Here is a 12,636-nt window from a genome sequence, read left to right on the forward strand (position 1 = left end):
GCCCATGGCCCATGCAGCGTAGAAAACTGTTACCTATGTGCTTGAACTCAAGTGTTACCTATGTGAGTGAGTCGTACCCCGGCGCGCCTTTTTTGCCTACTTTTTTGGCAAGACAAAAAAGTAGGTCGCCGCCCCGCAGGGGTGGTGAAACTGCAGTTGCAGTTGCCCTTGACGTCAAGCAGCTGAAGTTGAAGCTGACAACCCCAAACGCCTACCCCCCAAACGCAGCCGCAGCTCTCTGCAACCGATCCCGAACCCCATCCCACTCATGCCCAGCCGGCAAGGCCTCAAACACCAGCCGCGCAAACCCCTCCCCATCCAGCCGACGCAACAAGCTATAAAGCGCCCGCGCATAACCCTCGGCATCGGCAGGCGCCTCTACCCACACACACCGCGAATCGGCAGCCGCCTGAACACCAACCCACGCCACTCGCGCGTCAGCGGGCAAATCGACCAGTTGCGCGGGCAGATCCGCGGCAGAACACAAACCCAACGGCGTATGCGGCGCATAGTGCGCCTTCAGCGTGCCTGACGCGCGCGGCGCGGCAGCGTCCGGCGGCAACGGCGTGACGCCCAGCACCTGCGCCATCATGGCCGGCGTGATGGCGCCCGGGCGCAGTAGCACCGGGCCAATGCCCTGCTCCAGCCGCGACAGGTCCACGATGGTCGATTCGATGCCAACCTCAACGTCGTCGCCTTCCAGCACGAAGACCGCGTCGCCAAACTCGTCGCGCACGTGCTGCGCCGTGGTCGGGCTGACCTGTCCGAACTTGTTCGCGGACGGCGCGGCAATGCCGCCGCGGCCACGCTTGAAGCGGCCCAGCAGCGCCTGCGCAACCGGATGCGACGGGCAACGCAGGCCAATGCTGTCCTGGCCGCCGGCAACCGCCGCCGGGATATGCGCGGCGCGCTTGAGGATCAGCGTGAGCGGGCCGGGCCAGAAGGCGTCAATCAGGTCTTGCGCGGCCGGCGGCACATCGTCCACCCAGTAGCTGATGTCGCCGCCATCCACCACGTGCACGATGATCGGGTGATTGGACGGTCGCCCCTTGGCCGCGTAGATACGGGCGATGGCCTCGGGGTTTTCCGCGTCGGCGCCCAGGCCGTAGACCGTCTCGGTCGGGAAGGCGACCAGCTCGCCGGCCTCCAGCAGTTGGACCGCTTGGTCAAGTTCGGCGGACGTGGGCATGCGCGACATCGGGGATCTCTGGGGTGGCGTTACTGCGAAGCTATGAAGCTACGGAGCTGCGAAAGCAGGAAAATGGAAAAGCCCGGCGCATGCGCCGGGCAAGCCATCAAGGCGCGATATGCAGCGCCGTCAGGGCCGCATCGAAGGCGCGCTCGGCATCGGCCGCCGCACCGCCCACGCAATTCACGTGGCCCATCTTGCGCGAGGGGCGCGCATCGCTCTTGCCGTACAAGTGCAGCTTGGCGCCGGGCTGGGCCACGACTTCGTCCCAGGCCGGCGTGCGTTCCAGGCCGAACTCGAACCACACATCGCCCAGCAGGTTGAGCATCTTGCCGGCCGAATGCTGGCGCGTGCTGCCCAGCGGCAGGCGCGCCATGGCGCGCACCTGCTGCTCGAACTGGCTGGTCTCGCAGGCATCCATGGTGATGTGGCCGGAGTTGTGCGGGCGTGGCGCCATTTCGTTGGCGACCAGCGAGCCATCTGTCAGCACGAAGAACTCGATGCACAGCACGCCCACATAGCCCATCTCGGTGGTGATGGTGGCGGCCGCGGCGCGAGCGCGCGCGGCGATCTCGTCGGAGACGCTGGTGGACGGCATCACGGTGGAGAACAGGATGCCGTCGCGGTGCACGTTTTCGGCGAGCGGCCAGGTGGCGGTGGTGCCGTCGGCAGCGCGCGCGGCCAGTACCGAGACCTCGTAGGCCAGCGGCAACATCTTTTCCAGCACACACGGCACGTGCTGCATGGCGCGCCACGCTGCGCGCACGTCTTCGCGGGTCCTGACGCGGGCCTGGCCCTTGCCGTCATAACCCATGCGCGCGGTCTTGAGGATGCCGGGCAGCAGGTCCTCGGGCACCTGGTCGACGTCCGCGTCGTGCTGGATCACCCAGTGCGGSGCSGKSGGCACGCCGGTGCGCTCGGCGCASGARGCRAAGAAYTTCTTCTCGCCGATGCGGTTCTGSGCAATCGACACGCAATAACCGCGCGGCGCGACGAAGGCGCCGAGTTGCTCCAGCCGGTCGAGCGAGAGCGAGGGCACGTTTTCGAACTCGGTGGTCACCGCCGGGCACAGCTTGGCCATCTCGGCCAGCGCGGCTTCATCCGTATAGGCTGCGCAGATGTGCTTCTCGGCGATCGTGCCGGCCGGGCTGTCCTGGTCCGGATCGAGCACGCAAACCTTGTAGCCCATCGACTGCGCGGCATGGGTGAACATGCGGCCGAGCTGGCCGCCGCCCAGCATGCCTAGCCAGGCGCCGGGCAGCACCGGCGCGCTGGGATTGTCGATGCCGAACTCGGCACGCGACTCCGGCGTGTGGGCTTCGACCAGGTGGGGATGGATATCGGTTGGCATTGCGCGTCTTTCCGGATTCGGGGGCTTGGGGCTAGTCGGTGTGCGTGCGAATGTGCGTATTACACCGGCAGCGTCATGGCGCGGGCAGCTTCGGTCTGCTTGGCGCGGAACGCTTCCAGCGCGGCGGCCAGCGCGTCGTCGGTGGTAGCGAGCGTGGCGATGGCGTGCAGCGCGGCATTGGCGGCGCCCGCTTCGCCGATGGCGAAGGTGGCAACCGGCACGCCCTTGGGCATCTGCACGATCGACAGCAGCGAGTCCTCGCCACGCAGGTAGCGCGACGGCACCGGCACGCCGAACACCGGCACGATAGTCTTGGCGGCGATCATGCCGGGCAGGTGCGCGGCACCGCCGGCACCGGCGATGATGGCGCGCAGGCCGCGCTCGCGCGCGGTGGCGGCGTACTCGAACATGTCGTCGGCCATGCGGTGGGCGGAGACCACGCGTGCCTCGAAGGCCACGCCGAAATCCTTCAGCATGGCGACCGCGTTCTGCATCACGTCCCAGTCGGAACTGCTGCCCATCACAACGCCGACCAGCGGCTTGGCTGTATTGCTCACGTTAAGTCCTTAAAAATCTGTCTGGCGCTTGGGGATCGCGCCAACCTTCGTCCTGCGTTGGTTTGCTCCCCTCTCCCCTGAGGGGAGAGGGGAGCAAAGACCGTTGTCATTTCAAACGGCATTGGCGCACCGGCCGGCTTCGGCCAGCGCCTGCGCCGCCCAACATTACTGCAGTTCCTCGCCGGTCAGGCGCGTCAGCGCCTCGCGGTACTTGGCGGCGGTCTTCTCGATCACGTCGGCGGGCAGTGCGGGCGCCGGGGCGGTCTTGGGCCAGGGCTTGCCATCGATGCGCACGGCTTCCAGCCAGTCGCGCACGAACTGCTTGTCGAAGGACGGCGGGTTGGTGCCGACTTCGTACGAATCCGCGGGCCAGAAGCGCGAGGAGTCGGCGGTCAGCACTTCGTCCATCAGCGTCAGCGTGCCGTTCTCGTCCAGGCCGAACTCGAACTTGGTGTCGGCGATGATGATGCCGCGGGTGGCGGCGTAGTCGGCTGCTTCCTTGTACAGGCGGATCGAGATGTCGCGCATCTGGCGGGCCAGGTCGGCGCCGATGCGCTCTTCCGTTTCAGCGAAGGAGATGTTCTCGTCGTGCTCGCCCATCTCGGCCTTGGCGGCCGGGGTGAAGATCGGCTCGGGCAGCTTCTGCGCGTTCTGCAGGCCGGCGGGCAATTCGATGCCGCACACGCTGCCGGTGGCCTGGTAGTCCTTCCAGCCGCTGCCGGCCAGGTAGCCGCGCACCACGGCTTCCACCAGGATCGGCTTGAGGCGCTTGACCACAACGGCGCGGCCTTGCACCTGCTCGACTTCGGCCGGGCTCACCACGGTCTCGGCGGCAATGCCGGTTTCGTGGTTCGGCACGATGTGAGCCAGCTTCTTGAACCAGAAGTTGGCCATCTGGTTGAGCACGCGGCCCTTGGCCGGGATCGGCTCGCCCAGGATGACGTCGAAGGCCGACAGGCGGTCGGTAGTGACGATCAGCAGCTTGTCGTCGCCGACGGCGTAGTTGTCGCGGACCTTGCCGTGGCCGAGCAGCGGCAGCGAAGTGATGGAGGACTGATAGAGAGCGTTCGACATGGTGTTTCGGTGGTTCGGTGGTTCCGATGGGAGGCACTAACAGAATGATTCTGGCGCCGGGCCAGAACAACTGCTTCGCTTCATTTTGTTAGCGCTTTTCAGCGCCCCGGCGCCGGAGCCTGAAAAGCGTCGTCCCCGCACCGCCCCGTTTGACGGGACCGGGGCGGGGACGGCACGGGGTCCTGCTTACTGCACGACCTGGGCGAGTTCGCCCGACTTGTACTTCTGCGCGATGGCGTCGAGCGACACCGGCTTGATCTTGGCGGCCTGGCCTTCGCAGCCGAAGGCGACGTAGCGCGCCTTGCAAACCAGCTTGGCGGCTTCGCGGGCCGGCTTCAGGTATTCGCGCGGATCGAACTTGCTCGGGTTCTCGGCAAAGAAGCGGCGGATCGCGCCGGTCATGGCAAGGCGGATATCGGTGTCGATATTGATCTTGCGCACGCCGTACTTGATGGCTTCCTGGATTTCCTCGACCGGCACGCCGTAGGTTTCCTTCATGTCGCCGCCGAACTGGCGGATTTCCGCGAGCAGTTCCTGCGGGACCGACGACGAGCCGTGCATCACCAGGTGGGTGTTGGGGATGCGGGCGTGGATTTCCTTGATGCGGTTGATCGCCAGGATATCGCCAGTGGGCTTGCGGGTGAACTTGTAAGCGCCGTGCGAGGTACCGATGGCGATCGCCAGGGCGTCGAGCTGGGTGGCCTTGACGAAGTCGGCGGCCTGCTCCGGGTCGGTCAGCAGCATGGAATGGTCCAGCTTGCCTTCGGCGCCGATGCCGTCTTCCTCGCCGGCTTCGCCGGTCTCGAGCGAGCCCAGGCAGCCAAGCTCACCTTCCACGGTCACGCCAATGGCGTGCGAGAGCTGCACCACCTTGCGGGTCACTTCGATGTTGTACTCGTAGTCGGACGGGGTCTTGCCGTCTTCGCGCAGCGAGCCGTCCATCATCACCGAGGAGAAGCCCAGGTCGATCGCGGCCTGGCAGATCGCCGGCGACTGGCCGTGATCCTGGTGCATCACCACCGGGATATGCGGATAGGCTTGCACCGCGGCTTCGATCAGGTGGCGCAGGAAGTGCTCGCCGGCGTACTTGCGCGCGCCTGCGGAGGCTTGCATGATCACCGGCGCATTGACTTCGTCGGCGGCCTGCATGATGGCCTGAACCTGTTCCAGGTTGTTCACGTTGAAGGCGGGCAGCGCGTAGCCGTTTTCGGCGGCGTGGTCGAGCAGCTGGCGCATCGATACGAGTGGCATGTCAAACTCCTAAAGAAAGAATGGGGTGTCTCGTTTAATGATTTAATGATCTGGTCGAGCTGGTCGATCTGGTCGTTCTTTGCTGATCGCGCAAGACACCGTCTCAACGCGATTTATCCTGGGTGATCCTGTGCGCTCAGGCGCCGGCTGTCTGTCCGGCGCGGCACATATCAGGCGCCAACCCGGACAATCTTCAGCGTATTCGTGCCACCTGGCTGGCCCATCGGCTCGCCAATGGTCAGCACGATAAAGTCGCCCCGCTGCACAACGCCGCGCGACAGCAGCAGTTCCTCGGCCTGTTCCAGCGCGGTGTCGCGGTCGGCGCTGGCTTCCAGCGGCAGCGGCACCACATTGCGGTAGAGCTGCATCTTGCGCTGCGAGGCCAGGTTGGGCGTCATCGCGTAGATGGGCACATGGATGCGATGCCGGCTCATCCACAGCGCGGTGGCGCCGGAATCGGTCAGCGCGGCAATGGCCTTTACCTGCAAATGATAGGCGGTGAACAGTGCGCCCATGGCGATCGACTGGTCGATGCGGCCAAAGGTCTGGTTGAGGAAATCGGTGTCGAGCTGGACCACCTCGGACTTCTCCGCCTCGACGCAGACCGCGGCCATGGCTTCCACGGTTTCCACCGGATAGCGGCCGGCGGCGGTCTCGGCCGACAGCATCACGGCATCGGTGCCGTCCAGCACGGCGTTGGCCACGTCCGACACCTCGGCGCGCGTGGGCACCGGGTTGACGATCATGCTCTCCATCATCTGGGTAGCGGTGATGGTCAGCTTGTTGGCCTCGCGCGCCAGCCGGATCATGCGCTTTTGCAGCGCGGGCACGGCCGCGTTGCCCACTTCCACGGCCAGGTCGCCGCGGGCCACCATGATGCCGTCGGAGGCCTGCAGGATCTCTTCCAGCACGCCCGGGCGGATCGCCTCTGCGCGCTCGATCTTGGCGATCATGCGGGCCTTGTGCTGGTGCGGCTGGCCGGCCACCGCGGCGAGCTGGCGCRCCATTTCCATATCGGTGGCGTTCTTGGGAAAGCTCACCGCGACATAGTCCGCGCCCAGCGCCATGGCGGTCTTGATGTCTTCCATGTCCTTGGCGGTCAGCGCCGGCGCCGACAGGCCGCCGCCCTGGCGGTTGATGCCCTTGTTGTTGGACAGCTCGCCGCCGATCCGGACCGTGGTGAAGATCTCGTGGCCTAGCACGCGGTCCACCACGAGCACGATCAAGCCATCGTTGAGCAGCAGCAGGTCGCCCGGGCCCACGTCGCGCGGCAGGTCCTCGTAATCGAGCCCGGCGCGTTCCTGGTTGCCCAGGGTGCAGGTAGCGTCGAGGATGAACGGCTCACCCACGTTCAGCGTGATCTTGCCGTGCTCGAACTTGCCCACGCGGATCTTCGGCCCTTGCAGGTCAGCCATGATGGCGACTTCCCTGCCGCAGGCCTTGGCGGCCTCGCGCACCAGGCGGGCGCGCTCGATATGGTCCGCGGCTACGCCGTGGGAGAAATTCAGGCGCACCACGTCGACCCCCGCCGCGATCATGCGCGTGAGCATTTCCAGCGTGCTGGAAGCGGGGCCGATGGTAGCGACGATCTTGGTGGAACGGGTCATTGGCAAATCTTCCTTATCGAGGGCCAGCGCCGTCCGGCGACGCCGGCACGGCTTGCTTCCTGCGCGCCACGCGGCGCCGGCGCCAGGCCAGCGCCAGCCACAGCAGCGGCACGCCAACCAGCAGCCACGGCAGCGCGCCGGCAGCCACGCGGATCAGCATGGCCAGGCTGCCGAGGAACAACTCGGCGATATCGTTGACGGCAGCGCGCAGCGGCGACACCTTGCGCTGGCTGACGAAGGTCTCGCGCGCGACAAAGTCGATGCGGACCTCATTGCGATCGGTTTGCGCCGCCAGCATCTTGCGCAGTCCGTTGATCGTGTCCAACTCACCCTGCACGCGCGCCAGTTCGCGCTCCAGCTCGATCACGTCGCGCAGCGGGCCGCGCGCATTCTGCAGCATGGCACGCAGGCGGTCGCGCAGCTCGGTGGTGTTCTTGATGCGGGCCTCGGCATCGATCACCTGGTCTGTCTTGTCTTCGCTCGACACGGCGTTGGATACCACCGTGCCGCCTTGCTCCGCCGCTTTCAGCAGATCCGGCAAGGCCTTGGGCGCGATGCGCGCGCGCAGCTCGCCGCGCGGCGGCGCACCATCGCGGCTGCGGGTGAAGGCCGCCTCCAGCAACTCGCAGCCGAGCGCCTGGCAGCGTTGCACCACGCTCTTCCAGCCAGTCTCCAGCGCGTCGGCGGAATTCTCCACCGTCAGCGCGTACTTCAGCGCCAGGTAGCGGCGCTCCGCCTCCTGCTGCTCGCTCTGGCCGCCTCGCGCCAACTCGCCGGCGGCCATCCCGCCGGCCGCGGCGGCGGCCAGGGGACGCCCCTCGGGCCCGCCGCCGCCCGGGCGGCCGCACGCGCTCAGGGCCAGAAGCGAGGCGGCCAGCAGCAACGCCGCCAGTCCACGCTTGCCGGCCATGCCAGCGCCAGACCCACGCAAACCCGCCACCCTCAGCCCGCGGCGCGCTGTTCCAGCACCTCGAACGCGGGCAGCTTCTTGCCCTCCAGGAATTCCAGGAAGGCGCCGCCGCCGGTGGAGATGTAGCCCACCTGGTCTGCGATGCCGTACTTGGCGATGGCCGCCAGCGTGTCGCCGCCACCGGCGATCGAGAACGCCTTGGACTCGGCGATGGCTTGGGCCAGCACCTTGGTGCCATTGCTGAACTGGTCGAACTCGAACACGCCGACCGGGCCGTTCCACACGATGGTGCCGGCCAGCTTGAGCTGGTCCGCCAGCATCTGCGCGGTCTTGGGGCCGATGTCGAGGATCATGTCGTCGTCGGCCACGTCCTTCGCGTCCTTGACGGTGGCAACAGCGGTGGCGCTGAATGCCTTGGCGCACACCACGTCCACGGGGATGGGCACCGAGGCGCCGCGCGCGGCCATGAGATCGATGATGGTGCGTGCATCGGCCACCAGGTCAGCCTCGGCCAGCGACTTGCCGATCTTCAGGCCGGCAGCCAGCATGAAGGTGTTGGCGATGCCGCCGCCGACGATCAGGTTGTCGACCTTGCCGGCCAGCGTCTTGAGGATGGTCAGCTTGGTGGACACCTTGGAGCCGGCGACGATTGCCACCAGCGGACGTGCCGGCTGGCCCAGGGCCTTGCCCAGCGCATCGATCTCGGCGGCCAGCAGCGGGCCGGCGCAGGCGATGGGAGCGTATTTGGCGATGCCGTGGGTGGTGGCTTCGGCGCGGTGCGCGGTGCCGAAGGCATCGTTGACGTAGACGTCGCACAGCTTGGCCATTTTCTGCGCCAGTTCGTCGCTGTTCTTCTTCTCGCCCTTGTTGACGCGGCAGTTTTCCAGCAGCACCACTTCGCCCGGCTTGACCGCGCTCACTTCGCCGTTGCCGTCGACCCAGTTCTGCACCAGCTTGACCGGCTTGCCGAGCAACTCGGCCAGGCGCGTGGCCACGGGCGCCAGCGAATCCTCTGGCTTGAACTCGCCTTCGGTCGGGCGGCCCAGGTGCGAGGTCACCATCACGGCGGCGCCTGCCTGCAGGCAAGCCTCGATGGCGGGCACCGAGGCGCGGATGCGGGTATCTTCGGTGATTTGGCCGGCGTCATCCTGCGGCACGTTCAGGTCGGCGCGGATAAAAACCCGCTTGCCGGCAATTTTGCCTTGGGAGATGAGATCGGAAAGACGCAGGACAGAGGTCATGGCGGTGGCTGGAGAGCGAAAATCGGGGAAAATCGGCATTTTACCTGATCGCAAGGGCCATTTTGCGGGATTGCGGCCCGGATGCATCCGCCAGCGGGTGCCCCGTTCGCCACATGCGATGCGCAACGTGCCGCATCCTTGCAACGTACCCCCTGAATGGGGGGTGCGACAATTGCATTGCGTCTCGTACGCTGCTGCCAAAGCGCGCAATGTATGCACAAGTCGGTACAAGATAAGCACGCAAGAACATAGCCAGAGGCCCGCCTCAGACGGGACCCAGGGCACTGGTGCCGGACACGCTTACGGTAAGCGGCGTCGGCGCCACGCGGCTAAGGCCGTTGTCGCGAAGGCAGGGGTAACCATGAACGAAGACATGCACGGGGCAATCCGTGGCTTGTACGAAGGGATTCTTGACGCGCAGGCCTGGCAGCAAAGCCTGCACACCTTGAGCAACATCGTAGGCAGCGCGCACGCATCGATGATCGTGCGCGACACCGATCGCGACCTGATGACGGTCAACGAGGTCGTGCGCCCAGTGCAGGAGCTGTTCAGCGCCTACGAGAAGGAGTTCCACGCGCTGGATCCGGGCAAGCTGTTTGCCCACAACCTCTCCCCCGGCGAGTGGTACATCGATGCGCGCGATTTCGGCGAAGGCGCGATGCAGCGCAGCCCCTTCTACCGGGAGTTCTTCCACCGCTTCGACCTGTGCTCCTACGCAGCCTGCCTGGTCGAGCGAAAGCCCCACTACGAGGTGTATTTCGCGCTGCAGCGCTCGTTCTCGCAAGGCAATTTCACGCCGGCGGATGTCAGCGCGCTGGACTGGGCGCTGCCTCACATGCGCAGCGCCATGGCCATGCGCGACCGCACCATCGGGCTGTCGACGCTGGCGCAACTGTCAGGGCAGATCCTGGAGCGCCTGTCGTTCGGCGTGATCGCCTTCTCGCCCGAGCGGCGCGTGCTGCTGAGCAATGGCATCGGCGAGCGCTGGGTGCGGCGGCTGGCCCCCACCGGCAAGACTGGCGAGTGGCAGTTGTCGCGCTCGCTGGCCGACATGGTGACTGCCGCCTGCGCGCCGCGCAGCACGGTACCGGCGCAGGCGGCAATCGCCCGCCATGGCAACGGCGCCTGCGCGCAGTTGATCGTGCTGCCGCTGCCGCCCTCCCACATCTTTGCGCTGCCCTGGCAGCAACCCGCCGCGCTGGTGGTGATCCATGAAGACGCGCAGGCCCCGGCGGAACTGCCGCAACTCCTGCGCGAAGTCTATGGACTGACGCCCGCCGAGATCCGCCTGGCAAGCCTGCTGGCCACCGGCATGGGCCTGCCCGAAGCCAGCGAGCGCCTGAACGTGCGCCACGAAACCGCGCGCAGCCAGCTCAAGGCGGTATTCCTCAAGACCGGCGCCAGCACGCAGGCCCGCCTGACGCGGCTGCTGACCCAGCTGGGCACGGCGCTCGGCCCCGCGCCACAAGGGCCGAGCGACGCCGGCGACGCGGCCTAGCGGAGCGCGCCTTCTCGCGCCTTCGGGGCCCGGCGTTCGCCCTGCCCCGGCTCAGCCGAGCAGCCGCATGGCGGTATAGACCGCCATGCCCGCCACAATCATGCCCACCATGCGCCGCGTCGCCAGGTAGAACACCAGCGCCACCGCACCGGCCACCAGCTTGTAGTTGCCGGGGGCCAGCGTGAAATGCCCCTGCCAGGTCATCAGGTCGGGCAGGATGATGGCCGCCAGCGCCGCCGCCGGCGCGTAGCGCAGCGCGCGCTGGATGCGGTCCGGCACCGTCACGCGCTCGCCCGCCATCAGGAACAGCGCACGCGTGACGATGGTCACCAGCGCCATGCCGACCAGCGCGATCCAGATCTCGAGATGGCTCATGCCCGGTCCTTTGCTGCCGGAGCCACCGGAGCCGCCGGAGCCGTTGCCTGCGCGGGCGCATGCTCGGCCTTGCGGCGGCGGATGCCCCGCAAGGTCGCGCGGGCGGCCAGTTCGTCGCTGGCCATGCCGGCCGCGATCGCCCCCACCACCGCCGCCACCAGGCCGAGCCGGTAAGGCAGGTCGAAGCACAGCAGCGCCAGCGCGGAAGCCACAGCCACCGCCAGCAGCGTCGAGCGCGAGCGGATGGTCGTGACCATCACGGGAATCAGCGCCAGCGTGCCGGCCAGCCCCAGGCCCCAGCTGTCCGGGAACGCGCTGGCCAGCACGATGCCGATGATCGACGAGACCTGCCACATGGCGAAATTGGTCAACGCCATGCCCCAGAAGTACCCCTCCTTGCCCGGCTCATGGCCTGGCGTGGCATAGCGCTGCATGAAGTAGACGAAATGCAGGTCGCCGTTGAACGACCCCAGCAGCGTGCGGCGCCACAGCGGCAGATAGCTGAAATGCGGCTGCAGCCCCGCGCTGAAGATCACGAAGCGCAGGTTGACGATGGCGGCGGTCAGCCACACCGTCCACAACGGCAGGCCCGCCGCGAACAGCGGCAGCACGGACAACTGGGCCGAGCCGGCGTAGACCAGCAAGGACATGCCGATTGCCTCGGGCACGTTCATCACCGACTTGCTCATGGCCACGCCCGTCACCAGTCCCCAGGAGAACACGGCAGGCAGGGACGGCGCGAAATAACGCGCCCCCTCGATAAAGCCAGCCCGCTCGGCCGGGGCAAAACGATGCCAGGGACGCAGCAGGGCCTGGGGCGGTCGGAAGGTCATAGCTGAAGGATTGGGGGGATGGCAGCCGCCGGGGGCGGGCTAGCCCTTAGGCTTAGGGGGAATTGGGCATTATAGGGGGAGTGGGAGGGGGTGGTAAGTGGGTGCTTAATTTGTTGGGGATGCTGGGCTGGGTTGGGTTGGTTGGCTGGCGTTTTTGGTTGGTTTTGCTGCGGCGTTGGTTTTTGCACCCAAGGTGCCGTACGACATTGCCCTGCGGGGTTGGTCGCTGTTTCCTTCAGCGGCGATGGCTTTTGCACCCAAAAGCCATACGACATCCCCCTGCGGGGGCTGCCGGTCACTCTTCTTTGCGTCGGCAAAGAAGACTAACGAGAAGAAAGCCGACCCTGCCGGGGGCAGAGCAATCAGGCTTATGTGGGGCAGTGGATGCGTCGTACGGCCCGGAGTGTTGGCTGGCCTTTGCCATACCGGCTTGGAGGGCATCGAAACTGCATGACCTATGGGTTACGTCGTGAGGCCCCTGACCTCGTGTGCGGTGACCGTTCCCACATCTGCCGTTCGCGGGGCGAAGTGCTGCGCCATTTCGGGCGTGGCCGGTTTCGTGGTTTTGTCTCGGAGGACGAGCGCCGTGAGGTGTGAGCGCGGCCCTAGCGGACGGGCCACGGTCCCACCACGAAACCAGGGGAGTTGGTAGCCAGGTGCCGCTCGCGCCGGTATGGCAGGGCATCAAATGGCAGGGCGCCCGCCGTCAGAGACAAAACCACGAAACCACCAAGGCAGGCAGGATCGTGG

General features: G+C 66.6%; 11 protein-coding genes. 1 reads left to right on the plus strand and 10 read right to left on the minus strand.

Annotated features, from left to right (window positions below; translation table 11 throughout):
* Window positions 1-211 precede the first annotated feature (211 nt).
* The 8 genes from AC1DQR_RS39560 to AC1DQR_RS39595 form a co-directional block, all read right to left on the minus strand.
* Window positions 212-1,198: an L-threonylcarbamoyladenylate synthase gene (locus tag AC1DQR_RS39560; protein ID WP_416047678.1), complete on the minus strand. Its 987-nt coding sequence runs from the start codon at window positions 1,196-1,198 to the stop codon at window positions 212-214.
* 97 nt (window positions 1,199-1,295) lie between these two features.
* A complete protein-coding gene (locus tag AC1DQR_RS39565; RefSeq protein WP_477135064.1) occupies window positions 1,296-2,540 on the minus strand; it encodes a 5-(carboxyamino)imidazole ribonucleotide synthase in 1,245 nt (414 codons plus the stop codon).
* 59 nt (window positions 2,541-2,599) lie between these two features.
* A complete protein-coding gene (gene purE / locus AC1DQR_RS39570) occupies window positions 2,600-3,097 on the minus strand; it encodes a 5-(carboxyamino)imidazole ribonucleotide mutase (RefSeq protein ID WP_006158083.1) in 498 nt (165 codons plus the stop codon).
* 165 nt (window positions 3,098-3,262) lie between these two features.
* Window positions 3,263-4,171 (minus strand): phosphoribosylaminoimidazolesuccinocarboxamide synthase, encoded by a 909-nt coding sequence (locus AC1DQR_RS39575; RefSeq protein WP_043343946.1) that lies wholly within the window; start codon window positions 4,169-4,171, stop codon window positions 3,263-3,265.
* Window positions 4,172-4,357: 186 nt separating this feature from the next.
* Window positions 4,358-5,422, minus strand: a complete 1,065-nt coding sequence (gene fba / locus AC1DQR_RS39580; protein WP_174425967.1) for a class II fructose-bisphosphate aldolase — start codon at window positions 5,420-5,422, stop codon at window positions 4,358-4,360.
* A 170-nt stretch (window positions 5,423-5,592) separates the two neighbouring features.
* A complete protein-coding gene (pyk, locus tag AC1DQR_RS39585) occupies window positions 5,593-7,029 on the minus strand; it encodes a pyruvate kinase (RefSeq protein ID WP_477135065.1) in 1,437 nt (478 codons plus the stop codon).
* Window positions 7,030-7,042: 13 nt separating this feature from the next.
* On the minus strand, window positions 7,043-7,939 hold the full coding sequence (locus tag AC1DQR_RS39590; RefSeq protein ID WP_477135066.1) for a DUF4349 domain-containing protein: 897 nt from the start codon (window positions 7,937-7,939) through the stop codon (window positions 7,043-7,045).
* A 32-nt stretch (window positions 7,940-7,971) separates the two neighbouring features.
* On the minus strand, window positions 7,972-9,180 hold the full coding sequence (locus AC1DQR_RS39595; RefSeq protein ID WP_416047676.1) for a phosphoglycerate kinase: 1,209 nt from the start codon (window positions 9,178-9,180) through the stop codon (window positions 7,972-7,974).
* Between the two features lie 361 nt (window positions 9,181-9,541).
* On the opposite strand from AC1DQR_RS39595, the gene AC1DQR_RS39600 reads away from it, so the two are divergent.
* Window positions 9,542-10,678, plus strand: coding sequence for a helix-turn-helix transcriptional regulator (locus tag AC1DQR_RS39600; RefSeq protein WP_416047675.1), 1,137 nt, complete (start codon window positions 9,542-9,544; stop codon window positions 10,676-10,678).
* A gap of 51 nt (window positions 10,679-10,729) precedes the next feature.
* On the opposite strand, the gene AC1DQR_RS39605 is transcribed toward AC1DQR_RS39600, so the two are convergent.
* Both AC1DQR_RS39605 and AC1DQR_RS39610 read right to left on the minus strand, forming a co-directional pair.
* The gene (locus AC1DQR_RS39605; protein WP_416047674.1) at window positions 10,730-11,053 is read right to left on the minus strand and encodes an AzlD domain-containing protein; all 324 of its coding nucleotides are present in this window, start codon (window positions 11,051-11,053) and stop codon (window positions 10,730-10,732) included.
* Window positions 11,050-11,886 carry an AzlC family ABC transporter permease gene (locus tag AC1DQR_RS39610; RefSeq protein ID WP_416047673.1) on the minus strand — a complete coding sequence of 279 codons (837 nt, stop codon included), beginning with the start codon at window positions 11,884-11,886 and terminating at the stop codon, window positions 11,050-11,052. The genes AC1DQR_RS39605 and AC1DQR_RS39610 overlap by 4 nt, the downstream gene beginning before the upstream one ends.
* Between the last annotated feature and the right edge of the window lie 750 nt (window positions 11,887-12,636).

The sequence above is a fragment of the Cupriavidus sp. 05L411 genome (assembly GCF_056398045.1).